The following is a 23,740-nucleotide window of genomic DNA, read 5'->3' as shown; positions in this document are numbered from 1 at the left end:
GGCAGGGATTCTAAATTAGGTATCTGCCGATTCGCTGTTTTCTTCGGATTCAACTGGTTTGCTAAGATATCTTGCAATCAATTTTGCAAATTTCTTGGCGTCTTCAAGATTATAGAAGGTGTCAATAGAGATCTCTTGTTTTCCCGTATGGATGGCGACAGCCCACAGCAGCCGATTGTAACTCCCAGCCAACGTGCTTGAGACCCACACTTTCTCTATGTTTTCGAAGTGAATCTGTTGATTAAAAGCAAGTCGGCGGCCCAGGAAGACAATTTCTTCTTTGCGGTCTATAGTGAACACTCTGTGGTTCGCAAAGGCAAAGAATCCTACTGCTATCATAAGAAACCAAAGAAAAACCCATAGCCACCAACGCCAATCATATTGTGATAGTGCCATAATCGGCCCACCTGCCTCAAAGCTCTTTCCTTGAAAAAACATCCATGTTACCCACAGCATGAAGAGAGAAAATCCAATCAATAAAAGACTTCCAAGCCTTAAGAAGAACCTTTCTTTTAAATGTAGCCGTCCGTCTTCCTGAATGGCGTTTCTATAGTTAAAATGCGGGATTGTTCCGCTCATTGCAGACCGTTCTGTATGGAAAGTAGAAAGAGAGCAATGTTGCGCTTCAGCACAATCATCGCCTCACGCCACCATCGAGATTTTCCTAATTTCCTTCACCACGCTGGGAAGCACCTTCAGCACGTACTCGATATCCTCCTCGGTGGTGCCGACGCCGAGGCTGAAGCGGATGCTCGCCTTGTTGTCCTCCTTGGAGATGCCGAGGGATTCGAGCACGGGCGAGGGATCGACCGAGCCCGAGGAGCACGCGGAGCCCGTCGAGACCGCGACGCCTTTCAGGTCCAGGCTGATGAGCACGGCCTCGCCGTCCACGCCCTTGAACGAGACGTTTAGGGTGTTCGAGACGCGGCGCTCGCGCGAGCCGTTCACCTGCACGTTCGGGATTTTTTCGAGGATGCCTTTCTCCAGCTTGTCGCGCAGGGCCGCCACATGCGGCGCGGCCTGAAGGAATTCCGTCCGGGCGAGCTCCGCAGCGCGCCCCATGCCCACGATGCCCACGACGTTCTCCGTGCCGCCGCGGCGGCCCTCCTCCTGGTGGCCGCCCGTGACGAAGCACTCCATTGGGGTGTCGCGCTTGACGTAGAGCGCGCCCGCGCCCTTCAGGGCGTAGAACTTGTGCCCCGAGACGGAAACCAGATCCGCGCCGAGCGCCCTGACGTCCACGGGAATCTTTCCCACGGCCTGCACGGCGTCGCAGTGAAAGAGCGCGCCGGCGTCGTGCGCGACGGGCACGAGCTCCTCGACGGGCTCGATGACGCCTATCTCGTTGTTTGTGAGCATCACGCTCACGAGCACCGTCTCCTTGCGAAGGGCCTGGCGCAGGACATCCGGGGTCACGAGGCCTTCCCGCGTCACGGGAAGGTAAGTGACGTCGCAACCTGTGTCCTTGAGCGCCTCGGCCGTGTCCGCGACGGCGGGATGCTCGATGGCGCTCGTGATGACGTGGGGGCGCTCCGCCTTTTGGCGCAGGGCGCGCACGGCGCCGTGGAGCGCCAGGTTGTCCGACTCGGTGCCGCCGCTCGTGAAGACGATCTCGTCCACGTCGGCGTTCAGAAGCCGCGCCACCTGCTCGCGCGCCCGCTCCACCGCGGCCCTCACGGCCTGGCCGAAGCGGTGGACGCTCGAGGGGTTCCCGAAGTCACCCTCGAGGAACGGCGCGACGGCGTCGCGGACGCGCGGGTCGACGGGACACGTGGCGTTATGGTCGAGGTAGACGCGTTTCATGAGTGCTCACCAAAGGGGATGCGTGCTGCGATGCATCGCTTCTGTCTTAGGATAGCGCAGGCACGGACGAAAAATCAAAGCTCCGGGTTTCCAAAAGACCGGAGGGGGCACGGGTTTGTCAAGCCGTTCATGAAACATTACACTGGAGAGGGAAGCGCTTGTTCGCGAAAAGAAATTCCTGATGGCAAAACCACTCCGGCTTCGGATCAACGAAATTTTTTTCAGCCTCCAGGGCGAAACCACGCGCGCCGGCCGGCCGTGCGTCTTCGTGCGCCTGACGGGCTGCGACCTCCGCTGCGTCTGGTGCGACACGGAATACGCCTTCTACGAAGGCCGGCAGATGACCCTGGCCGACGTGCACGGCGAGGTGCGCCGCCACCCGTGCCGCCTCGTGGAGTTCACGGGTGGCGAGCCCATGCTCCAGCACCGCGCGATGGTGCCGCTGATGCGCCGCCTCCTGAGCGAGGGCTACGACGTGATGGTCGAGACGAGCGGGGCGCGCGACGTTTCGCCGCTTCCGCGCGAGGTCATTAAAATCGTGGACCTCAAATGCCCCTCAAGCGGCGAGTGCGAGCGAAACGTTTACGCCAACCTGGAGCTCCTTGGAGAAAGGGACGAGGTCAAATTCGTCATCGCCGACCGCGGCGATTACGAGTGGGCGCGCGCCAAGACGCGGGCCCTGCGCCTCGCGGAGCGCTGCCCCGTGCTCTTCGCGCCCGTCTGGGGACGGATGGCGCCCGCGGTGCTGGCCGAATGGATTCTTGAGGACCGCCTTCCGGTGCGCTTCCAGCCGCAGCTCCACAAGATTCTCTGGGGCGAGCGCCGCGGCGCGTAGGGATAATCCCCGCACGCCGCGAGGGTTCCCCGAAACCGCCGGAAGCTCCGCTCTACTTTTTCTCCTCCGCCTTCGCCTTGGCCGCTGCGTCTATTTTTTCGAGGAATTCTTCCGGGTTCTTGCGGAATCCCCCGATGCAGCCGCTGCAGCAGAAGCGCACGAGGCGGTCGTCGTGGACGTAGTCCACGGGCTCGCCCATCGAGCCGAGCTTCATGCCGCTTACGACACACGTGTCGAGCGGGTAGTCCTCTTTCTGCTTGGCGAAGGAGGCCGCGTCGAGCTTTTTGAGATATTCCTCGGGCTCCGCCTGGAACCTCTTGATGCAGCCCTTGCAGCAGAAGCGCACGAGGCGGCCGTCGTGGTCGTAGTCCACGGGCTCGCCCATCGAGCCGAGCTTCTTGCCGCTTACGACACACGTGTCGAGCGGGTAGTCCTTTGCCTGCGGCTTTTCGTCCGCGGCCTTTGCCTCCTCCTGGGCGGAGGCGCAAGAGACGGTCAGCGCCAGCCCCAGTGCGGCAACCCCCAGCGCGAGCACCGCCACGGTGAGTTTGGTTCGCAGCTTCATGTTCGTTTCTCCTTCCTTATTGAGTGAATGGCTGTCCATTAATCGCCGTCCAAGGCGGGGGCTCCCTTGCCGTCCTCCGCCGGAGAACGCGGGCTATGCTTGACCTCGCCGTGCCACTTCCATAAAAGGTAAACGGCGGGATACACGGCGAGTTCCATGAGGAACGAAGTAAAGAGGCCGCCCACCATCGGCGCGGCGATGCGCTTCATCAGGTCCGCGCCCGTGCCCGTGCTCCACATCAGCGGCAGGAGGCCCGTGAACGTCGTCGCCACGGTCATGACCTTGGGGCGCACGCGCTGGACGGCGCCGTGGTGGATGGCGTCCTTGAGGTCGGCGAGCGTGCGCATCCTGCCCTTGCGCTTCCTCTCGTCGTAGGCCAGGTCCAGGTAGACCAGCATGAAGACGCCCGTCTCCGCGTCGAGCCCGAGGAGGGCGATGAGACCCACCCAAACGCCGATGGAAAGGTTGTAACCGAGGGCGTAGAGAAGCCAGATCGCCCCGATGGCCGAGAAGGGAATGGCGAGGAGAACGATGAGCGTCTTCGCCACGGAGCGCGTGTTGAAGAAGAGGAGCATGAAGATGATAAAGAGCGTAATCGGCACGACGAGAAGGAGTTTTTCCCTCACGCGCTCCATGGACTCGTACTGCCCGCTCCAGCGCAGGAAGTAGCCCTCGGGCAGGTCCACGCGCTCGTTCACGGCGCGCTTGGCGTCGGCCACGTAGGAGCCCACGTCGCGCTTCGCCATGTCGAGGTCCACGTAGACGTAGGAGGCGAGCATGCCGTTTTCGTTTCGTATCATGCCCGGCCCCGTCGTGTAGCGAAGGTCGGCTAGCTGCGCGAGGGGAACGTTTGCCCCCGACGGCGTGTTCACGAGGACGCGCTCCAGGCGGGCGAGGTCGTCGCGCAGCTCGCGCGGGTAGCGGATGTTCACTGGGTAGCGTTCGCGCCCCTCGATGGTCGTGGTGACGTTCTGGCCGCCGATGGCGCCCATGACGACGTCGTGGACGTCGTCTATGGTGAGGCCGTAGCGCGCGAGCTCCTCGCGGCGCGGGTCGAAGTCGAAGAAGTAGCCGCCGGCCACGCGCTCGGCGAAGACGCTCCGCGTGCCCGGCACGTCATGGAGCGCGGCTTCAACCTGCTCGCCGATGCGCTCTAGCTCCTCCAGGTCGGAGCCCATAATTTTGATTCCCACCGGAGTGCGGACGCCCGTCGTGAGCATGTCGATGCGCGCCTTGATGGGCATCGTCCAGGCGTTCGTCCAGCCCGGGAAGCGCATGGCCCTGTCCAGCTCGTTCACCAGGTCGTCCCACGAGATGCGGTCGGGCCATACGGGGCGAAGCGCGGCTTGAGCCCACTCCGGCGCCCACGAGGAGTACCAGCGTTCCTTTTTGCGCCATTCGTTCGGGGGCTTCAGAAGAACCGTGGTCTCGACCATGGCGAAGGGTGCCGGATCGGTCGAAGTGTCCGCGCGGCCGATCTTTCCGAACACGCGCTCCACCTCGGGAAACCCGCGGAAAATTTTGTCCTGCGTCTGCAGGATCTGCATGGCCTCCGTCACGGAGATCCCGGGAAGGGTCGTCGGCATGTAGAGTATGCTCCCCTCGTTGAGCGGCGGCATGAACTCCTTCCCGAGCTGGAGATAGGCGGGCACCGTGCAGAGCACGGCAAGCGCGGCAAGCAGAATAACAACCTTGGGCCAGCGCAGGACGAAATTGACGACGGGCTCGTACAGGCGGTGCAGGAGGCGGCTCACGGGATGCTTTTCTTCGCTCCAGATTTTTCCCACCACCACCGCGTTGGCGACGGCGGCGAGGAACCTCGGGCGGAAGGCGAAGCGCTTGAGGCGGGTGACCGCGAGCAGCACGGCCGGCGAAAGCGTAACCGCCAGGATGGCCGCCATGAGCATGGCGAGGTTCTTGGTGTAGGCGAGCGGCTTGAAGAGCCGGCCCTCCTGTTCTTCAAGGGCGAAGATTGGGATAAACGCCACGGCGATGACAAGCAACGCGAAGAACGCCGGCCTTCCCACTTCCTTGGCGGCTTCGATGATGACCTCCCGGTAGTCGCCCTTGCCGCCTCCTTCGGCGCGCCAGGCTTCGATCTTTTTGTGCGTGTTTTCGACGAGCACGATGGCGGCGTCCACCATCGCGCCGATGGCCACGGCGATGCCTCCGAGCGACATGATGTTGCTTCCCACGCCCATCCACAGCATCGGAATGAACGAAAGCAGCACGGCCACGGGGAGCGTCAGGACGGGGACGAATGACGAGGGCGCGTGAAGCAGGAAGAGGAAAATCACGACGGCGACCACGATCATTTCGTGCTCCAGCGTCCTCGTGAGCGTGGCGATGGATTTCTTGATGAGCTCCGAGCGGTCGTAGGTCACGACGAGCTCGACGCCTTCGGGGAACGCCTTCTGCTCGCGCAGTTCCTCGATGCGCGCCTCGACGCGCTCGATGACCGTCAGGGCGTTCTCGCCGTAGCGCATCACGATGATGCCGCCCACGACGTCGCCCTCGCCGTCGAGGTCGGCCACGCCGCGCCGGATGTCGGGGCCGAGCTGAACCCTGGCGATGTCCCTCAAAAGGAGGGGCACGCCCTGCGGGTTGGCGCGGATGACGATTTGCTCGAGGTCCTCGATGCTCTGGATGTAGCCGCGCCCGCGCACCATGTACTCCGTGCCGGCAAACTCCAGGAGGCGGCCGCCCACCTCGTTGTTGCTCGCGCGAATCCTGCGCCCCACGTCGGTGACGGAAAGGTTGTGCGCCAGCAGCAGGTTCGGATCAATCGTGACCTGATACTGCCGCACGAAGCCGCCGAAGGTCGCCACCTCGGCCACGCCTTCGACGCCCTGGAGATAGTAGCGCAGGTACCAGTCCTGGAAGGAGCGCAGCTCGGAAAGGTCGTTCGTTCCGCTTCGGTCCACGAGGGCGTATTCGAACACCCACCCGACGCCCGTGGCGTCGGGACCCAATTCTGTTTGAACGCCCTCGGGAAGGCTTGGAATAATCTTGGAGAGATATTCCAGCACCCGGCTCCGCGCCCAGTAGATGTCCGTGCCGTCCTCGAACAGGACGTAGACGTAAGAGAATCCAAAGTCCGAGAACCCTCGGATGTCCTTGACGCGGGGGGCGCCGAGGAGCGCCGTCACCAGGGGATAGGTCACCTGGTCCTCCATGATGTCGGGGCTTCGTCCCGGCCACTTGGAGTAGACGATGACCTGCGTGTCGGAGAGGTCGGGGATGGCGTCGAGTGGGATCTGCTCGAGGCTCCAGGCGGCGTAGACGGCCGCCGCCGCCACGCACAGGATCACGATGAAGCGGTTGCGCGCGCAGAACTCGATGACGCGCTCGATCATGGCACGACCTCCTCTAGTGCCCCTCGTGTCCGCCGGCCGTCATCTGGTCGAGAGCGGCCTTGATGCGCGACTCGGAGTCAATCATGAAGTTGGCGTTCGTGACCACCTCGTCGCCTTCACGAAGCCCGCCGAGCACTTCGTAGTATCCCTCGGCCTCGCGGCCTACGGTGATATCGCGCGGCTCGAATCTCCCGTCGCCCAGGGCCACAAACACGATCTTGCGCGTGCCCGTGTCCAGGACGACGTCCCGCGGTACGGAGAGCGCCCTGCCCAGCGGAATTTCCATGTTCACGTTGGCGTACATGTCGGGCTTGAGATGAAACTCCGGATTTTCAAATTCGAACCGCACCCGCGCCGTGCGCGTTTTGGCGTCCAGCGTGGGGTAGATGTAGATGACCTTGCCGTAGAAACGCCGCCCTGGAAAGTACGAGAGCGTAAGCCACGCATTCTGACCTTCTTTTATCAGGCCGAGCTCGTATTCGTAGACGGCCGCCTCGACCCACACCCACGAGAGGTCGGCAAGGGAGAACAGCTCCATTTCTGGCGTGACGTACATGCCGTGGCGCATGGTGATGCGTTCGACGAAGCCGTCCATGTAGGAATGGAACGTCACCGCCCGCTGCGGCTTGCGCGTACTCTCGAGGCGCTCGATCTCGCGCGGCTCGATGTCCCACAACTGGAGGCGCTGTCGCGCGGCTTCAAGAATGGCCTGCGCGCCCAGCGCGGCCTCGCTCTGCTCGCCTTTGCCGATTTTCCGCACAGTCTCAAGCGCCAGGACAAACTCCTGCTCCGTGGCGAACAGCTCGGGACTGTATAGGGTGAACAGGGGTTGTCCCCTGTACAGCTTCTGTCCCTCGTAGGTGACGAACGCCTCCTCGATCCAGCCGTTGACTTTAAGGTGCGTGTGGTAGATGCGATCCTCGTCGAATTGAACGACGCCCACGGTGCGGAGCTTTTTCGTAAGGGCGCGCCGCTCCACCGCCGCCGTGCGGACGCCGATGAGCTGCTGGCGTTCGGGGCTGAGCTTCACCGTGGCGTACCCTTCGGGTGTGGACGCGTCGTCCTCGTGCCCCCCGTGCCCTTCTTCCTCCACCTCCACGATGTCCATGCCGCAGATGGGGCACGCCCCGGGCTGGTTCGACATGTAGGTCGGGTGCATCGGGCAGTGGTACAGTGGGGCTTCCCCTTCTTACTGCTCTTGCTCCACCTCCACGATGTCCATGCCGCAGATGGGGCACTCCCCGGGACGGTCGGAGGTGTATGTCGGGTGCATCGGGCAGTGGTAGAGAGTGCTCTGTTCGGCGGTCCGCGAGCCCTTGCAGGCCGTCACCGAGAGCGCCGCCGCTCCCAGCGCAAGTGCCAGAACAAAAAGCGGAAAAATTTTCTTACCCGTCATGGCGATCCTCCACCTTTGGCTGCGACACCGAAACGCCGACGAGCGCTTTGAGGCGCGCGATTTGTTTTTCGTAATCCGTCCATTCGCGCATCTCGTTCAACTCGGCGCGAAGGAGCGCGAGGAAATCTTCGAGATAGGCGTCGAAGTCCACCTGGCCGACGGCGTAGGCGCTCTCCGAAGAGCGAAGCGACGCGCGGGCCTGGGGAATCAGGGCGTCGCGGTAAAGGTTGCGCGTCTCCTCGGCGCGCCGTAGCCGCTCGTAGGCGTCGCGGATTTCGTAAAACACCTCGAGTCGCTTGGCTTCGAGCGCGTCTTCGCTCGCTCCCAGGCGGGCCCCGGACTCCACAATTTGCCGGCGCTGTTTGTTCCGTGCGTAGAGCGGCACTTCGACGCCGATGAAAGCTTCCCACAGTGGCTCCAGCCCGCCGCGATTCCAGTAGCCGCCCTGGATGACAAAATCGGGCCGCCGTTCCCGCTTGGCGAGCCGAAGCGCAGCGTCCCCTCGTTCCACACCGAGGCGTGCCGCGGCAATGGCGGGCGAGTAGCTCTCGGTGAGGCGTTCCAGCTCTTCCAGGGAATACGAGAGCGCGCTTTCCCCGAGAGTTTCCAGCCGCCCGAGGGGCATGAACGGCGAGCGTCCGAGCGTTCGATTGAGAAGGGCCGTCGCGGACTCTTGCTCCTGCCGAATCGCGAAGATCTCTTCCCCGATCTCTGAAAGCGCCACCTCGGCGCGGAACGCATGCTGCTGGATGCCGCGCCCCGTGGCGTACTGGGCGTTCACGGCCTCGGTCATGCTTTGCAGGTACGCTTTGCTTTCAAGCAGAACGGTCTCCGCCCGGTCGAGATACAAAAGGTCGAAGACGAGCGTCCGCACCTGCATCTCGACGCGAAGGCGCTCGGCCTCGTAGCGCAGCTGCGCCTGCTCCATCTCGATTCGCGCCACCTCTGACCGGAGGGAGCGCGTGCCCGGCGAAGGGAACTTCTGGGACACGTGAACTCCGGCTATGGTCATTTCTTCCTCGCCGAGGGTGAAGTCGTCGAACGAGACGTTGCGAACGTGTGCGATCAACAGGGGATCGGGCAGCGCCCCCGCCCGAGGCGGCACGGCTTCGAGCGCGTCGAGCTCGGCCGCGAGGCGCCGCAAATCCGGGTTGTTGCGTAGCGCCTCCTCGACGAGGTCGTCGAGCACCGGCCCCCGGTCCGCCGGGGCAGGCGGAGACGCCTCTCCGGTCGACCCGCCAAAGAGCGGGACGGCGCACGCAAGCCACGTTGTCAAAACGATCCGTTTTCTCATAAAAATCACTCCTTGCCAATTGTTAATTCCAGCTCAGGGGAATCCGCACGTGCGGACCCATGAAAGAGAAATCCTTCGTGCACCTTAGTTTATTTTAACATAAAGACAGCCACACCGCCGTCGGGGGCGCACGAAGGATCGGAAATCACAATCGAAGGGGAGAAGAAAGGGGAGGAGGGGAAAGGTCGCCCGCCTGGAAGAGGGGAGCCGGAACGTTCGCGGCGGGGCGAACTTCGGCGCTCAGGACGGGGAATTCCAGGCTCGCGAGCGCAAGCGGAGGGAGCACGGGCGCCTCGGTCGAGACGGCGTCGCGCCGCTCTAGCACCAGGGTGGTCAGCTCGCAGCAATTGGTCTCTGGCGCCTCGGCCTCGCAACAGGCCTCCATGGAGCACATGCAGGTGCCCAGCTTGCTGTTTACGACCAGCATCTCCAGATTGGTGCAAAGCGGCGTAAAATAGATGCCTGCCGTCAGCCCAATGAGTCCCAGCGCTAAGGTTTTGGCTCCCATACAGCCTCCAATGTCTGAGCATAGCACATGGTTCCGGAAATTGCGAATTTTCAGGCAGGCCGACAGCTTCCCACCGGCCTTGTTGCAGGCGGGTATGGTAAAATGGTCTTTCTATATAGCCAAACAGGGACATTCAACGAAAGTCTCATGAACGATCTCCGCCGACTGCTCCGCTACGTGAAACCCTACCGAAAGCGCGTGGCCCTGGCCATCGCCAGCATGGTGGGCGTGTCGATGTGCACCGGCGCCTACATGGCCATCGTGAAATTCATCTTCGACGACCTCCTTGTTTCGAGGGGTGAAACATCGACCAAATTTGCCGAGATGCTCAACCGCCTAGGCCTGGGAGTGGCCGAGGACGTTCGCTCCAACCTCGTCTATATCCTGTCGGCCTTCGTGGCCCTGGCCTTTCTCAAAAGCCTGTTCGCGTACTTTTCGAGCTACCTCATGGGGCGCGCCGGACAGCACGTCGTCGAAGACGTCCGCAACGACCTGTATCGAACCTACCAGACCCAGTCGCTCTCCTTCCACCACCGGTACCCCACGGGCAACCTGATCAGCCACCTGATCAACGACGCCAACCAAGTCCAGGTAGCCGTCACGGGCAATCTCATCTCCCTGTTGCAGCAGTTCCTTACTATCTTGGTGCTGTTCGGCGTGATGCTCTACTACGATTGGGCGCTTGCCCTGGCGGTTTCCCTGGGAGGGCCGGTGGCCTTTGCGCTCATCTACCGGATGGGAAAGCGCCTCAAAAAGACAAGCCGCCGAACCCTCGAGCAGCTCTCGGGCCTCACGATGCTCCTCCAGGAGGTTCTGGCGGCGGTACGCATCGTCAAGGTTTTTCTAATGGAGACCTACGAAGTGGAACGCTTCCAGAATATGAACACCCGCCTGCGCCGGCTGGCCGTGCGCGCCACGCGCGTGCAGTCCATATCGTCGCCGCTGATGGAATTCGGCGGAGGGCTTCTGGCGGCGGGGCTCATCTGGATAGGACACATGAAGATTTCCAGCGGGGCGCTCTCGACGGGGGATCTCGCCGCGTTCCTGGCCTCCATGTTCAGCATCTACACCCCGCTCAAGCATCTCAGCAACGCCAACAACCAAATTCAGACGGGGCTGGCCTCGGCACGGCGCTTGTTCACGATGATGGACTCCGTGCCGAGCGTGCGGGAGCGCCCCGGAGCCGTCGAACTCGAAGGCGTTAAACGGAGCATCGAGTTCAAACACGCCGACTTCCAATACGAAGGAGCGGAAACACGGGCCCTGTGCGACGTATCTTTCTCCGTGGCCTCCGGCGAGGCGATCGCGCTCGTCGGCCCGAGCGGCGCCGGAAAGACCACCCTCGTCAATCTCCTGCCCCGCTTCTACGACGTCACGGAAGGCTCCATCGAGATCGACGGGCACGACATCCGTGACTGCACGCTTGCGTCGCTTCGCGGCCGCATCGCCATCGTTCCCCAGGAGACCCAGTTGTTTGACGACACGGTCGCGAACAACATCCGCTATGGGCGCCGGGACGCGGCCCCGCACGAGGTCGAGGCCGCGGCGCGCCACGCCAACGTCCACGAATTCGCCGCGGAGCTGCCGCAAGGTTACGAGACCATGATCGGGGAAAACGGGCACCTGCTTTCGGGAGGCGAGCGGCAGCGCCTCGCCATCGCGCGGGCACTTCTGAAGAATCCCGACATCTTGATTCTGGACGAAGCCACGAGCGACCTCGACGCCCGAAGCGAGGCCGCCATCCGGCAGGCCCTCGAGCGGCTTCTGGAAGGGCGGACGGCCTTCGTCATCGCCCACCGCCTCGCCACGGTGCTCCGCGCCGGCCGCATCGTGGTGATGGACCGGGGGCGGGTGGTAGCCCAGGGAACCCATGAGAGTCTTCTGAAAAGCTGTCCTCTCTACCGGGAGCTTTATGAACTGCAGTTCATGAAAGAGGCCGCGAATGCATGAGCGTTTCTCCGCAGCGCCGCCTGCCCGCTCCTCGTGTTAGCGTCGTCATCCCCACGTACAACCGTGCCCGCTACGTCGCGGAAGCGCTGGAAAGCGTCTTCGCTCAAACTTTCAAAGATTACGAAGCAATCGTCGTGGACGACGGCTCTACGGACAACACTCAAACCGTCCTTCAGCCCTACATGGAGCGCATTCGCTACGTGCGGCAAGAAAACCGCGGCCTCGCCGCGGCCCGGAACCGGGGCATACGCGAGGCGCGCGGGGAGTTCGTCGCGTTTCTGGACTCGGACGACTGCTGGGAGCCCCGGATGATCGAGGGGGTCCTCAGAACCTTTGAGAAACACCCGGACATGGGCGCGGTGTTCGTCGCGGAGCGCGAGATGGACGAGCAGGGCAATCTCTTGAAACGCGTCCACACGAAGCGCTCGCCCGGCCTTTTCTTCACTCCCGAGAGCATGGTCTCAAAGGACACGGGCGTGGGCTGCGGCCGCCCGCCCGTGGTGCGGAGAAAATGGCTCGACGCCCTGGGAGGCTTCGACGAGAGCATGCGCTCGGCCGTGGACTGCGAGATGTGGATACGCTACTCGTTCCACGTGCCGATGGTTCTGCACCCCGAGCCGCTAGTCCGGCGCCGCGTCCACGAAGGCCACCTGAGCGGTGACCGCGGCGTAAACGCCGAGCACTGGCTTCGCATTCTCGAAAAACTCAAGCGCGAGCACCCGGAGTTTGTCCGCGAGCATCCCTTGATTTACCGACGTGCCGTGGGAAAAGAGAAGCTGCGCCTCGGACGCGAGCGATTGGCCCAATGTGCGGAGAATCGACGGAACCTGCACGAGGCGCGGCGGGTGCTCCGCCAATCCATCCGCGCTTATCCTTTCTTTTTGCGCGCCTATCTCTACCTCGCGTGGAGCTATCTCTTCCCCTCGTCCTACGGCACATGGAGGAACTGGGAACGAAGGCGCACCTGATGCACCACGCCAGCAAGCAAGCAGACTCGCCGCTTCCACGTTGCGACCCATGAGGGCCTTGGAAAAACGCGCCTCTCTCGCGGCCATAGGCATTGCGGTCTTGGTGTTTTTTGCCATGGCGCGCAAGGCGGACGAGCCCTTGCGGGATTACGGCGCGGGCTGGGACGAGGCCCTCGCGCTTACTGCCGGCGAGCACTTCGCCCGCGACGGGTTCCTTAAACACCGCCTCGCGCCCTACCTTCAAATCTCCCCGCTCGAAGCAACTCCCCCAGCGTATCGCGTCTATTACGTGCACTCCCAGCCTCTTTCCTTTCTCACGCACGGACTGCTCCGGCGGCTTGGAATGCAGGATATCGCGCCGTTCCGCTGGCTCGGCTCGGCGGTCTACGCCTTGGGCGTCGTCGCCTTCTTCGTGTTTTTGCGCATGGCCGTCTCCGCGCCGGTCGCCCTCCTCGCCACGTGGCTCTGCGCATGGACTCCCACGATGTACCTTTACGGCGACAGCCTGACCTTCCATTCCTACGTTCCCATTTTCCTCTTCGCGCCGCTTGCGCTGTGGCTCCATTTGGAAAATTGCCCGCAAGCGGGAAAGTGGGGCTGGCCGCTGCTTTGGCTCCTCCTTGTGCTTCAGATGCTCTACACGCAACACACGTACGCAATTTATTCCCAGTTGTTCTTTTGGAGCTATGTGATTGCATTTCGCAAAAAATGGTCATGGAGAAAATTTTCCCTTCTGCTGTCCGCACCCGCCGCGGCCACGGCGCTGATTCTTGCCAGGAACGCATGGCTTCTGGGCTGGCACGATGCGTTGTGGGACATTGTCGGAGTGGTCGTGTGGAGGATGTTCGAATGGGAAGCTGGCCCCTACAGCACCATGAAGGAATCCCATTTCGCGATAGGGACGCTTCTTTCGGCCCTGGCGAAACGAATGATACGCGATTTCGGCGTTCCGCTCGCGGCGGCAGGCGCGGCCGCGGGAATGGCACGGCGGCTGTCCGGAAAATTCCCCGCAACGCCCGATTACGCCTGCCGGGTGCGTCTTCTGGCGCTGGCCCTTTTCGTTCCCGCCCTGCTCTACGCCGCGGCGTTCCAGGAGGAAATTTTCACGCATGGGTTCCATCTTCGCAATTTCGCGCCGGCATTCTGCCTGCTCGCCGCCTGGTGGTTCTGGAAAGGATGGAAGCGGAGCGCGGCGTCGGAAAAGAAACTCGCCAGGACGGCCGCGGCCATGCTGGGTATAATTATGCTGGCCTGCACGCCGGTGCGAATGCTGCGGAAGGAAGCGAGACACACACCCCCCTTCCAGGAAGAGCGCGCCCTCGCCGAGACGCTCCCCAGAAACGCCGTGTGTATTTATTCCTGGATCAACCCAACTCTTATACGGTATGTCAACCGCCCCTACGCCGCAGTGGCGAGCGTGCCCGACGGGCGCACGTACTACACGGAAACGATTCCGACAATGGAGCGCCTGCTCAACGTCTGCGAAGAGGCCCGGCGCACCTGGGGCGGCGAGCATCCCATGTATTTCGTTCTGTTCAAAGGGCGGCCGGAAACGGTGGCGCTCCGGAAAGCTCTAAGCGAATCGGAGCACCGGCTGCTTTGGACCTACGAAGCCGTGGAAGTCTACCGCCTGGATTGCGAGCGGCTTGCCGCCGAACCGCCGCCCCGAACGGAGGCTCCCCGTGTCTAACCAGATGCGATTCGCCGCAAGCGTCGCCGTTCTCCTTCTGGCCGCAGCCGTAGTGTGGATCGCCCTGTACGACCGCTTTCGCCGGCCCGCACCCCGCATGTATCTTCCCGTCGTCCGTCCCACGGCTTTGGACGCATGGGAGCCGACCGCACCGGAGCGGGCAGACGCCGAGCCCCCCGGGCCGCCCTGCGAGGATTTGCCGCAAAAGTGGATGGTGTTTTGCTGGGACGGCGCCGATTGGGATATCGTGCTTCCGCTTCTCGAGGATGGAAAGCTGCCCCATCTGTCCCAGCTGATGCAGAAGGGAGCGTACGGGAACCTCTACACGATTCAACCCTCTCTGTCCCCCGTGTTATGGACGAGCGTCGCGACCGGCGTATCGCCCCGGCGGCACGGCATTCTGGCGTTTGCGAAGCCGCGCACCCGCATTCAGAAGATTGTGAACACCACGCGCCAGCTCTATTCCAACGCGGACCGAAACGTGAGGGCGCTTTGGAATCTTCTGTCAGAGCACGGCAGGCAGGTGATGATGGTCGGCTACCACAACACCTACCCCGCCGAAGAGGTCGAGGGGCTCATGGTTTCCAGCTATCTCGTGCACCAGCACATGGTGCGAACGCTTCAAAAGAGAACCGAGGTGGAAGAAGGGTTTTCCCGCGGTTTGATACATCCTTATGAATTTCTTAAAGAAGTTCTTTCCATGCAGCGCCCGATGGAAGACGCGACGCCGGAGGAGCTGGCCCGCTTTGCAATAATGGAGCCTCAAGAAAGCGACGTCCCGCCTTCGAAGGACGCCGCATGCGGAGAGGCCACGAGGCGGGAATTCCTGCGCAGGGCCTACCTGTACGACACGTTCCACGCCGACGTCGCCCGGCGTTTCTTGCCGCGCATCGAGCCCGACGTCATGGCCCTGCACTTTCAAGGCATGGATTGGGCCGCGCATTATTTCCTGTTTTTCCATGAGCCGGAGCCGTCCGCCCTGCTGAACTGGCCGAAGGACGTTTCCAATGCGCTCTCGGGGGAAAGGCGCAAACATCGAAACACGGTAAAGGCTTTCTACGAGTACGCCGACGAGTGGCTGGGGCGGTTTCTCGAGTTGCGCGACCCCGGCACCGGCGTGCTGGTGCTGTCGGACCACGGATTTGAACCGGAGCACAACTGCGAGCGCACCGGCTATCACGACGAAGCCCCTCCTGGCATCGTGGTGATCGAGGGGCCCGGCGTCCGACGGGGCGAGCGCCTTAGCTCGGCTACTATTTACGACATACTGCCCACGCTCATGGCCAGCCTCGGCCTTCCCGTGGCCCGCGACCTCGACGGGAGGGTGCTGCATGAAGCTTTTTGTTCCGACGCCCTGCCCCCCGACTCAATCGCCTACGTGGATACATACGAGAAAGGCGAGCGGTACGTACCGCACGCGGCGCTCCCGCCCGTTGTGGACGAGGAAATTCAAAAGCAGCTCGAATCGCTGGGCTACCTTAACTAACGGAAAGAACTATACCGTGCGGACATGAGCAACTCTCCAACGGCGGGCGCGGCGCCGAAGAATCCGCGCACGTGGCCATGGCTCGGCCTCACGGTCGTGCTGCTGATTATGCTGGCCATGGTGGCACGCAAGGCCGACGAGCCGCTTCGGGAATACGGCGCGGGGCGCTTCCAGGACCCCGAGTGGCTCCTGGCGGGTGAGCGCTTCGAGAAGGACGGCCTCATCAAAACACGGGCGGTGCCCCTTCTTCAAATAGGGCCTCTCGAGGAAGCCCCCCTGGGCAAAGAATATCCTTACCTTCACGGCTACGTGCTTCACTTCGCCGTGGGGAAGGTGTTGCGGGTGCTCGGAATGCATTCCCTTGCGGGATTTCGCATGTGGGCGGCGTGCGTATACGCGCTGGGGGTCGTTTGTTTCTTCTGGCTCGTCGCCCAGGCGACCGGGAACCGGTGGCTGGCCCTTTTGGCCGCGTCACTACTCGCGTTCTCCAGCCCCTTGTACGCGCATGCCGACAGCGTCGCATGGTATTCGCAGGTGCTCTTCTTTGTCTTCGCCCCGCTCTCCCTGTGGATGTATTCCGTTCGACGTCCCGACTGCCGGACGTGGGCGTGGTGGGGCGTCGGCATACTGCTCGTGCTACAGTGCCAGTTCGTTCTGATTACGGCCTACGCTCTATATTCCCAAGCCTTTTTCTGGCTTTTCGCCATACTCGTCGGCATTCCATGGCCCAAGCGGCAGCTTCTGTGGCTCATGGGCGGCCACGCGGCGGGCGTGGGATTGGTGCTTGCCAGAAACGCGTGGCATTTCGGACTCAAGAACACCCTGATTGACATCACGGCGGCCGTGGTATGGCGAATATCGAACACGGAACTGCCCGGTCTCACGTTCGCGCGCGAAGAGCTCGTGTTGGGCATGGTCCCGGACTGGAACTTGTTGACCTACCTCGGAACAATTATTAATCGGCTCTCGCGCACGTTCGTGGGATTCCGAGGCGTAATCGGGCTGATGGTTTTTCTTGCCCTCCTTGCCGTCACCCTGTATCGAATCTGGAAATTGCCATCTCTCAAAGCCGGCGCACGGGAGAAAAAATTCCGCCGCGCTTTCCTGTTCGGCCTTGCCCTGTTGCTTTCGTCGGTCCCGTTTGCGCTGATTTTCATGCAGAACGTCGTCACGCACCACTTCACGGGCGTGGACTATATTCCCGGCGTCGCGGTGCTGCTCGCGGTGTTAGTATGGCGCCTGTCGTGGACGCGGCGAAAACTGGCCGTCGTCCTGGCGGCCCTGTTCGTTCTGGGGAGCGTCGCCGACTGCCTAAGAAAGGAAATCCAGCGTCCGGGGCATTACGGGGAGACGGCGAAGATCGGCTCGGCGCTTCCCGATGACGCCGTCGTCGGAATGTCGAGCCACCTGCCCGTGATCGCCTACTACGTCCACCGCCCCTTCGTGCGCTCCCTGGAAACCGTCGAACAAGTGGAAGAGTTTCATCAAAAGGCCAGGGGGCAATTTCCCGACCGTCCCCTTTATTTCGTGCTCACCCCCACGGTGGTAGCCCCCTATGAGCCTCTGCGGAGGCATCTGGACTCACACTACTCCTTCATCATGGAAGTCCAAAGCATAGGGCCTACCCGCGTCTACGAACTGGGCGCCTCCCCCACCCCGTTGAGTGGTGGGCCTGGACAGACTCGAACTGTCGACCTTACGCTTATCAGGCGTACGCTCTAACCACCTGAGCTACAGGCCCGCGACGCGCGTCCATGTTAGCACACAAGCGATGGTGGAGCTGAGCGGGCTCGAACCGCCGACCCCCTGCGTGCAAGGCAGGTGCTCTCCCAACTGAGCTACAGCCCCGCATTCCGCGCGCGGCAAGGCTCAGTATAGCAAATCCCGGCGGAACGGGACAGGCTCGCTTAAGCGACGCCGCCCACCACCATCTTGGGAATGCGCAGCGTCGGCTGTGCGTTCGAGACGGGCACCCACTGGCCGTCCTTGCCGCAGGTGCCGATGCCGAAGCCGAAGTCGCTTCCCACCATGTCGACGCTTTTCAGAACATCCGGCCCGCACCCCGTGAGCGTCGCGCCGCGGACGGGACGGTCGAGGCGGCCGTCGCGGACGAGATAGCCTTCGCTCACGTGGAATACGAAGTGGCCGCTCACGACGTCCACCTGCCCGCCGCCCATCTTCGCCACGTAGAGCCCGTCCTTCACGGACGCGACGATGTCCCGGGGATGGGTTTCGCCCCGTGCCACGTAGGTGTTGCGCATGCGCGGGATGGGGAGGTGGCGGAAACTCTGGCGGCGGCCGTTCCCCGTGAGTGGCATCGAGAGCGCCCGCGCCGTCTTGAGGCTGTGCAGGAAGCCCTTCAGCGCACCGCGCTCGATGAGGACGACCTTCCTCGTCGCAGCGCCCTCGTCGTCCATTTTCTCGGTGCCCCGGGCGTTGGGCATGGCGCCGTCGTCCACGACCGTGACGAGCGGCGAGGCGACCCGCTCCCCCACGCGGCCGGCGTAGATGGAGACGCCCGACATGACGAGGTCGCCCTCGAGGCCGTGGCCGCAGGCCTCGTGAATCATGACGCCTCCAGCGGAGGCCCCGAGCACCACGGCCATCTCGCCCGCGGGCGCGGGTGCCGCCTCGAGCTGAAGAACGGCGATGCGCGCCGCCTCGCGGCCCACCTCGAAGGGGGACTCTTGCTTAAATAGCTCGAACCCGACCGTCCCGCCCGCCGACTGGAAGCCCGTGAACATTCGCTGTTCGTCGCGCGCGACGGCCTCGACGAAGAGCGTCGTGCGGACGCGGCGGTCGGTGTCCCAGACCCCGTCGGAGTTCGCGACGAGGACGTCCTGCGCATGGTCGAGGTAGGTGGCGCGCACCTGGCGGACGCGGGCGTCGCGCTCGCGGGCGCCGCGCTCAGCCTCGCGCACGACCCCGGCCTTGGCTTCGAGAGAAATTTCCCCCGGCTGCACCTCGACCGGCGAGGGCGAGGCGAGGCTGCGCCGCGCGAAGTCCGGGCAGGAATTTTCCCGCTTCGCGCCGACGCCCCGGGCCACGCTCCGGGCGAGGGCCGCAAGCGCCTCCAGTGAGGCTTCGTTCGTCGAGGCGAAGTGAACCGTCTCCCGCCGCTCGACGCGGAGCCCAGCGCCGCCCGTCTGGCCCGAGGAAACGCGCTCGATGGAGCCGTCCTCGAGCGCGAGCTGCGTGTGGAACGAGTTTTCGTGGAAAAGCTCCGCGAACGTCCCGCCGAGGGAGAGCGCCTCGTCGAGGATTCGCCGGACCTCGCCGGGGGAAAGCGTCGTCATTTTGAAATTTTTCCCGTCAGCCGGGTGAGTGAACCGTACAACCGCAGCACCTGTCTCCGCGTCGCGCCGAGGCCCCCGGAGTTGTCCACGACGAAGTCGGCGTAGCGCCGCTTCTTGCGAAGCGGCATCTGGGCGCGGACGCGTGCGAGGGCCTCGCTCCGGCGAAGTCCGTCGCGCTCGCGCAGGCGCCGTATGCGCACGGCCTGCGGCGCATACACGACCACCACGACGTCGTACCGGGCGTGCAAGCCGGCCTCGACCAGTAGCGCCGCGCCCACGACGAAGAGGCCACGCTTTCCCTCCCGCGCCCACCGGCGCAGCATCCGCCGCTCGCGCTCGATGATTAGCGGGTGAAGAATCGACTCCAATTTCCTGCGCGCGGCGGGCTTTTCGAAAATTATCTCGGCCAGTCGCCCGCGGTCCAGTTCGCCGCCGGGCGCGAGAACGCCCCGCCCGAACGCCTTCACGACGCGCCTCCATCCCGCTTGCCCGCGCGCGGTGACCTCGCGGGCTATCGAGTCGGCCTCCACGAGATGCACCGCCCCCGTTGACGCGGGGCGCTTCGACGCGCCGAGCCGCCGCAGCATCCGGGCCACCGTGCTCTGGCCGGAGGCGATGCCTCCCGTAACTCCCACGGTCACGATGCCCGAAGGCAGGCGAAGCGAAGGTGCGCGCTTGCACATGGAAATCCATGGTAGCGGCGCTTCCCGCACGGAGCAAACGGGTACCATAGGTGCCACATCCGATTTAGGCCAATAACACGTAAAATCCAAGCCAGGAGGTGCTGGAATATTCGCCTGGAAAGCCCGCGGAACTCAGGCCCCGGGGGGCGGTTCCGTGACGACGCGTCCGGGATGGGTGAAGACGGTCGCACGGGTCTCGCGCACGAAGGCGCACAGGGTGACGTTGCACCTTGAGGCGACGTCGATCGCAAGCGCCGTGGGCGCGGAGACGGCGGTTATCAGCTCTATCCCGGCCCGGACGCACTTGGCTATCATCTCCAAGCTGACCCGTCCCGACAGCGCCGCCCCGCGGCCGGCGGTGGGAATGCCCTCAAGCAGGCACTTGCCGATCGCCTTGTCGAGCGCGTTGTGGCGGCCGATGTCCTCGGCGCAGGAGAGGATGTTCGCCTCCGCGTCGAAGATCCCAGCAGCGTGCGTGCAGCCGCACGCATCGAACAGGGTTTGCTTCTTCCGGAGGGAGTCGTAGACCGAGCGCAGCTTCCTGCCCTCGATCCGGAAGGCGTCGCCGATCGGCGGCAGCGCGTCGAGCCGCGCCCGGAGCTCCTCGCTGCCGCAGGCGCCGCAGGAGGAGACAATCAAGAGGTTGCGGCCGCGTTCCCCCTCCCGGGGAGGCTCGCCGGCGAGTCGCACGCGGACGGTGTCGGGATCCTCCCCGCATTCTCGGAGAACGCCGACATCGGCGAGGCCGTCGATTAAGCCTTCGGAGAACAGGAAGCCGAGGGCCAAGGCCCGTTTGTCGTCGGGGGTGCCCAGAACCGTATAGGTGCCCACTCCCTCCACGTCGATCGTCAGGGGGGCCTCCAGCGCCACGCCGATGCGCTCCTTCCGCCGTCCCCGATCCTCGCCGCCGGTGGAGATGCGATGGGCCTCCACGTAGGTCACGGCGCCGGAGGGTTTTTCAGGCCCGTTCATTGTAGTGTCCTCGAACAAACCGGAGATGCGATTTCCCGAATCAAGAATAGTTCCGCCCGGGTCAGTGAGGTGGTAGAAGGCCGATGCCCGGTTTCGGTTCCTTGGGCCGGGCGATCCGCCGGAACTCGAAGCCGGCGATGTTCAGCGTCGGCAGGGTCCCGCAGACCAGCACCGCCTGCCGCAGTATCAGCCCGCCCACGAGGCCGAGCAGGGCGCCGGCGGCGACGACCGGAAGAATCCCGGCGGCGTCCGCCCCGGCCATCCGGCGGTACGCTATCAGCATCAACACCAGCGGGGCGGCCAGTCCCAGGATGAAGTACCCGATGACGAACGACCGTTTCCGCAGGATCCGTTCCGCCGACTCCCGTGAGTCGGGCTGCCGGAAAGCCGCCTGCAGGAAGAAGACGATCGCCAGCACCTCCAGGACCACCAGTCCCGCCGCCTCCAGAGCCATCGTCCGCAGCGGCTCAAGGGCGGCCCCGCCGCCCGGAAGGGACATTCCTATCATGATGGTGAAGTGGCCGGTCACCAGGGCGGAGATAACGAAGACCACCGGCACCACCCCGGATCGCCAGAAGGGAATCCCCTTGGAGGCGCTGAGCAGGACGCCGGTGTAGGCCATCGTCAGAACGGCGAGGACGATCCCTCCTATCGCGATGAGGTTGATGGCCGTGCGCCCGCCGGCCGACCCGTCGACGTTTGTGAATACCTTGAGAACCAGGTGCAGGAGGGCCAGCGCCATGAAGCCCGAGATGATCCAGGTTCCCCGGGCGATCCAGGAGGTTCTCGGTTTGAGGCCAGCCAGGATGGCCCGGCTCGGCGAGCCCAGGTCGGCCAGCAGGAAGGCGCAGCCGACGGCGAGCGCCGGAAAGCCGATCCACAGCCCCACCGTCGTCGCCGCCTCCAGGCTCTCTCCGAGAAACCCGTTGACGGCGGCGATCGTGTAGGCACCGGCCCCGACCCCGCCGAGGAAGAGGTAGGCCGCGATCAGCCAGCCCCATTCCTTCTGCAACTGACCGTCTACTTTCGGATCCATAGCGTTTCTCCCTCCGTCATCTCGGGACGAGGTAGTATACTTTGGGCTTGTTTCCGAGCTCCGGGTTCAGCACCTGGCCGCGATGCCGCTTGACCAGGGTCGAAACCTCGCTGTCCGGATCATCCAGGTCGCCGAACGTGCGGGCCCGTGCAGAGCAGACCTCCACGCAGGCAGGCAGGCCGCCGTTTGAGATCCGGTCCCGGCAGAAGTCGCACTTCGTCGCGACGCCGACTCCCGATTTCTCCTCCCATGCTCGGCGGGTGAATTCCTCGTAGGCCGACAGCGGCAGCCCCTCGGGGAAATAACTCTCCCACTTTTCCACGCTGTACCGCGCCCCGTAGGGGCAGGCCATGATGCAGTACTTGCACCCCATGCACTTGTCCTTTTCCACGACGACGATCCCGTCGTCCGTCTTGAGGGTGGCGCCGGTGGGGCACACCTCCAGGCACGACGGCTCCTCGCACTGCATGCAGAGAACCGGCAGGTCCTGCCGGACGGCGTTGGGAAAGGTGCCCGCCTCGGCCTTGAGGAGCCGGGCCCAGAAAACCCCCGGCGGGGTGTGGTTCGCCACCTTGCAGGCCATGACGCAGGCGTAACAACCGTAGCACCGCTTGAGATCTATGACCATTCCGTAGCGCGGCATGGCTATCTCCGATAGGAGCGATTCGCGGACATGCTGGTTCTCCGGCCGTCCATCAATCCGCTTTGTAGATCTTTACGTGGGCGCATATGTCCTGGTTGAAGGTGAGCGGGTCGGTGTGTGCCAGATCCATCTCGACCAAGTCGTTGAAGAACGTGCCCTTGCCCTTGGCGACCGGCATGTACTTTCCCCAGTGGCCGGCGACGGCGGCGATCGCCAGGTGCCGGGGCTCGATCCCCTCGGTCAGGGCGACCCGGCCCTTCACGCGATGGCCCCGCGTGTTCTCCAGCCAGACCCGGTCGCCGTCGGCGATGCCCTTCCGCCGGGCGGTTTCCCGGTGCATCTGTATGGCGTAGACGTACGGGTCCTCCTGCGAGCACTCGTCGAGATAGGGGTTCTGCTGGGTCATCGAGTTGCAGTGCATGACCGCACGCCAGTAGAAGGTGACCATGTCGTACTGGGGATCGGTCTCGGTGTGGGCGGGACAGGGATACCAGTCGGCGAGGGCCTTGAAGCGCGACCAGTCGAAATCGAAGAAATCCTTCCCGCCGTACTCGTTCCACAGCCTGTCTATCTGTTCGCCGGAGTCGATGAAGTACTCGAAGTAGACCGGCACCCGCGCGGGGTTGAACCACTTCCAGTAGACATCCTCCTTCTTCTTGGGCCAGGTGAAGACGGCCTTCTCGCGGACGTGCTCGAGGCCGTTCTCATCGCCGAAGCGATCCTTGAGCAGGCGGTCGCAGACGTCCTCCCAGGAATGCTCGACGCTGCCGTCCTCCACCAGCTTGTACTTCTCGCTCATCTCGCCGCCGTAGCGTATGCCGATCGAGTCGTTGAGCCCCTTGTAGTACCTGCCCAGGATGCCGAGGCGCTTGCAGATCTCCAGCATGACCACGTTGAAGTCGCGGTGCTCGTACAGCGGCTCGATGACCGGCTGCCGGATCGACCATCCCCAGTCGTCCTCGCCCTGCGGGTGGGAGAAGGTCGAGGGAAAGCTGACCGCGGGCGTGTAGCGCTCGAGGAAGCAGGCGTCGGGCAGCACTATGTCGGCCACCGCCTCCTCGAACTCCGTGACGTACAGCTGGAAGGAGAAGATGAAGTTGAACTTCTTGAGGAAATTCTCGGTCACCGCCTCCGCGTTGCCCATCGTCATCACGGAATTGGAGCCGAAGTTTATCATGACGTCCGGCCGGTACGGTATCTTGAACCGCTCAAGCATCTCGAACCACCGGGGGCTGGTGATGGTGAACGCGTTGTAGATC

20 protein-coding genes and 2 tRNA genes are annotated in these 23,740 nt (G+C 63.5%); 5 read left to right on the top strand and 17 right to left on the bottom strand.

From position 1 onward, the window contains the following. Nucleotides 1-15: 15 nt before the first annotated feature. Together JSV08_05520 and JSV08_05515 are read right to left on the bottom strand one after the other, a co-directional pair. Nucleotides 16-579 carry a hypothetical protein gene (locus JSV08_05520; protein UCF79984.1) on the bottom strand — a complete coding sequence of 188 codons (564 nt, stop codon included), beginning with the start codon at nt 577-579 and terminating at the stop codon, nt 16-18. 63 nt (nt 580-642) lie between these two features. Then, nucleotides 643-1,803, bottom strand: a complete 1,161-nt coding sequence (locus tag JSV08_05515) for a cysteine desulfurase (protein UCF79983.1) — start codon at nt 1,801-1,803, stop codon at nt 643-645. A 181-nt stretch (nt 1,804-1,984) separates the two neighbouring features. Here JSV08_05515 and JSV08_05510 point away from each other — a divergent pair, with 181 nt between their 5' ends. Beyond that, nucleotides 1,985-2,638, top strand: coding sequence for a radical SAM protein (locus JSV08_05510; protein ID UCF79982.1), 654 nt, complete (start codon nt 1,985-1,987; stop codon nt 2,636-2,638). Between the two features lie 52 nt (nt 2,639-2,690). Here JSV08_05510 and JSV08_05505 read toward each other — a convergent pair whose 3' ends face one another. The 6 genes from JSV08_05505 to JSV08_05480 form a co-directional block, all read right to left on the bottom strand. After that, the gene (locus JSV08_05505) at nt 2,691-3,203 is read right to left on the bottom strand and encodes a hypothetical protein (protein ID UCF79981.1); all 513 of its coding nucleotides are present in this window, start codon (nt 3,201-3,203) and stop codon (nt 2,691-2,693) included. Between the two features lie 38 nt (nt 3,204-3,241). Next, nucleotides 3,242-6,559 (bottom strand): efflux RND transporter permease subunit, encoded by a 3,318-nt coding sequence (locus JSV08_05500; protein UCF79980.1) that lies wholly within the window; start codon nt 6,557-6,559, stop codon nt 3,242-3,244. A gap of 13 nt (nt 6,560-6,572) precedes the next feature. Next, on the bottom strand, nt 6,573-7,718 hold the full coding sequence (locus JSV08_05495) for an efflux RND transporter periplasmic adaptor subunit (protein ID UCF79979.1): 1,146 nt from the start codon (nt 7,716-7,718) through the stop codon (nt 6,573-6,575). A 30-nt stretch (nt 7,719-7,748) separates the two neighbouring features. Next, nucleotides 7,749-7,955 carry a hypothetical protein gene (locus JSV08_05490; GenBank protein UCF79978.1) on the bottom strand — a complete coding sequence of 69 codons (207 nt, stop codon included), beginning with the start codon at nt 7,953-7,955 and terminating at the stop codon, nt 7,749-7,751. After that, entirely contained in the window at nt 7,945-9,249 is a 1,305-nt protein-coding gene (locus tag JSV08_05485; GenBank protein UCF79977.1) for a TolC family protein, read from the bottom strand. The genes JSV08_05490 and JSV08_05485 overlap by 11 nt, the downstream gene beginning before the upstream one ends. A gap of 145 nt (nt 9,250-9,394) precedes the next feature. Beyond that, nucleotides 9,395-9,757, bottom strand: a complete 363-nt coding sequence (locus tag JSV08_05480; GenBank protein UCF79976.1) for a hypothetical protein — start codon at nt 9,755-9,757, stop codon at nt 9,395-9,397. A gap of 147 nt (nt 9,758-9,904) precedes the next feature. On the opposite strand from JSV08_05480, the gene JSV08_05475 reads away from it, so the two are divergent. From JSV08_05475 to JSV08_05460, 4 genes are read left to right on the top strand one after another with little or no spacing between them, the layout of a single operon-like run. Further along, nucleotides 9,905-11,707, top strand: a complete 1,803-nt coding sequence (locus JSV08_05475) for an ABC transporter ATP-binding protein (protein ID UCF79975.1) — start codon at nt 9,905-9,907, stop codon at nt 11,705-11,707. Continuing rightward, complete coding sequence (locus JSV08_05470; GenBank protein UCF79974.1) at nt 11,704-12,675, top strand: glycosyltransferase family 2 protein; 972 nt, start codon at nt 11,704-11,706, stop codon at nt 12,673-12,675. Before JSV08_05475 ends, JSV08_05470 begins: the two co-directional genes overlap by 4 nt. Before the next feature lie 49 nt (nt 12,676-12,724). Then, nucleotides 12,725-14,365: a hypothetical protein gene (locus JSV08_05465; GenBank protein UCF79973.1), complete on the top strand. Its 1,641-nt coding sequence runs from the start codon at nt 12,725-12,727 to the stop codon at nt 14,363-14,365. Further along, nucleotides 14,358-15,851, top strand: a complete 1,494-nt coding sequence (locus JSV08_05460) for an alkaline phosphatase family protein (protein ID UCF79972.1) — start codon at nt 14,358-14,360, stop codon at nt 15,849-15,851. The genes JSV08_05465 and JSV08_05460 overlap by 8 nt, the downstream gene beginning before the upstream one ends. A gap of 672 nt (nt 15,852-16,523) precedes the next feature. Here JSV08_05460 and JSV08_05455 read toward each other — a convergent pair. The 9 genes from JSV08_05455 to JSV08_05415 form a co-directional block, all read right to left on the bottom strand. Then, nucleotides 16,524-17,027, bottom strand: a complete 504-nt coding sequence (locus JSV08_05455; GenBank protein UCF79971.1) for a hypothetical protein — start codon at nt 17,025-17,027, stop codon at nt 16,524-16,526. 488 nt (nt 17,028-17,515) lie between these two features. Further along, a tRNA-Ile gene (locus tag JSV08_05450) sits at nt 17,516-17,592 on the bottom strand. A 31-nt stretch (nt 17,593-17,623) separates the two neighbouring features. Then, nucleotides 17,624-17,699: transfer RNA gene (locus JSV08_05445), tRNA-Ala, on the bottom strand. Between the two features lie 59 nt (nt 17,700-17,758). Beyond that, entirely contained in the window at nt 17,759-19,147 is a 1,389-nt protein-coding gene (locus JSV08_05440) for a TldD/PmbA family protein (GenBank protein UCF79970.1), read from the bottom strand. Beyond that, the gene (locus JSV08_05435; GenBank protein UCF79969.1) at nt 19,144-19,878 is read right to left on the bottom strand and encodes a dephospho-CoA kinase; all 735 of its coding nucleotides are present in this window, start codon (nt 19,876-19,878) and stop codon (nt 19,144-19,146) included. The genes JSV08_05440 and JSV08_05435 overlap by 4 nt, the downstream gene beginning before the upstream one ends. An 84-nt stretch (nt 19,879-19,962) precedes the next feature. Next, nucleotides 19,963-20,802, bottom strand: coding sequence for a formate dehydrogenase accessory sulfurtransferase FdhD (fdhD, locus tag JSV08_05430; GenBank protein ID UCF79968.1), 840 nt, complete (start codon nt 20,800-20,802; stop codon nt 19,963-19,965). A gap of 61 nt (nt 20,803-20,863) precedes the next feature. Then, entirely contained in the window at nt 20,864-21,838 is a 975-nt protein-coding gene (gene nrfD / locus JSV08_05425; protein UCF79967.1) for a polysulfide reductase NrfD, read from the bottom strand. A gap of 16 nt (nt 21,839-21,854) precedes the next feature. After that, entirely contained in the window at nt 21,855-22,466 is a 612-nt protein-coding gene (locus JSV08_05420; GenBank protein UCF81840.1) for a 4Fe-4S dicluster domain-containing protein, read from the bottom strand. 67 nt (nt 22,467-22,533) lie between these two features. Then, nucleotides 22,534-23,740 (bottom strand): molybdopterin-binding protein (locus JSV08_05415; GenBank protein UCF79966.1); only part of this gene is annotated, 1,207 nt, incomplete at its 5' end.

The organism is Acidobacteriota bacterium, assembly GCA_020349885.1.
Classification (GTDB): Bacteria; Acidobacteriota.
Note: the sequence above shows the minus strand (reverse complement) of the source record. Positions and strands in the feature narration are given on the sequence as shown.

Coding starts and splice junctions, on each gene's coding strand:
- JSV08_05520 (UCF79984.1), bottom strand. CDS start 579: ATGAGCGGAACAATCCCGCATTTTAACTATAGAAACGCCATTCAGGAA.
- JSV08_05515 (UCF79983.1), bottom strand. CDS start 1,803: ATGAAACGCGTCTACCTCGACCATAACGCCACGTGTCCCGTCGACCCG.
- JSV08_05510 (UCF79982.1), top strand. CDS start 1,985: ATGGCAAAACCACTCCGGCTTCGGATCAACGAAATTTTTTTCAGCCTC.
- JSV08_05505 (UCF79981.1), bottom strand. CDS start 3,203: ATGAAGCTGCGAACCAAACTCACCGTGGCGGTGCTCGCGCTGGGGGTT.
- JSV08_05500 (UCF79980.1), bottom strand. CDS start 6,559: ATGATCGAGCGCGTCATCGAGTTCTGCGCGCGCAACCGCTTCATCGTG.
- JSV08_05495 (UCF79979.1), bottom strand. CDS start 7,718: ATGCACCCGACCTACATGTCGAACCAGCCCGGGGCGTGCCCCATCTGC.
- JSV08_05490 (UCF79978.1), bottom strand. CDS start 7,955: ATGACGGGTAAGAAAATTTTTCCGCTTTTTGTTCTGGCACTTGCGCTG.
- JSV08_05485 (UCF79977.1), bottom strand. CDS start 9,249: ATGAGAAAACGGATCGTTTTGACAACGTGGCTTGCGTGCGCCGTCCCG.
- JSV08_05480 (UCF79976.1), bottom strand. CDS start 9,757: ATGGGAGCCAAAACCTTAGCGCTGGGACTCATTGGGCTGACGGCAGGC.
- JSV08_05475 (UCF79975.1), top strand. CDS start 9,905: ATGAACGATCTCCGCCGACTGCTCCGCTACGTGAAACCCTACCGAAAG.
- JSV08_05470 (UCF79974.1), top strand. CDS start 11,704: ATGAGCGTTTCTCCGCAGCGCCGCCTGCCCGCTCCTCGTGTTAGCGTC.
- JSV08_05465 (UCF79973.1), top strand. CDS start 12,725: ATGAGGGCCTTGGAAAAACGCGCCTCTCTCGCGGCCATAGGCATTGCG.
- JSV08_05440 (UCF79970.1), bottom strand. CDS start 19,147: ATGACGACGCTTTCCCCCGGCGAGGTCCGGCGAATCCTCGACGAGGCG.
- JSV08_05435 (UCF79969.1), bottom strand. CDS start 19,878: ATGGTACCCGTTTGCTCCGTGCGGGAAGCGCCGCTACCATGGATTTCC.
- fdhD (UCF79968.1), bottom strand. CDS start 20,802: ATGAACGGGCCTGAAAAACCCTCCGGCGCCGTGACCTACGTGGAGGCC.
- nrfD (UCF79967.1), bottom strand. CDS start 21,838: ATGGATCCGAAAGTAGACGGTCAGTTGCAGAAGGAATGGGGCTGGCTG.
- JSV08_05420 (UCF81840.1), bottom strand. CDS start 22,466: ATGGTCATAGATCTCAAGCGGTGCTACGGTTGTTACGCCTGCGTCATG.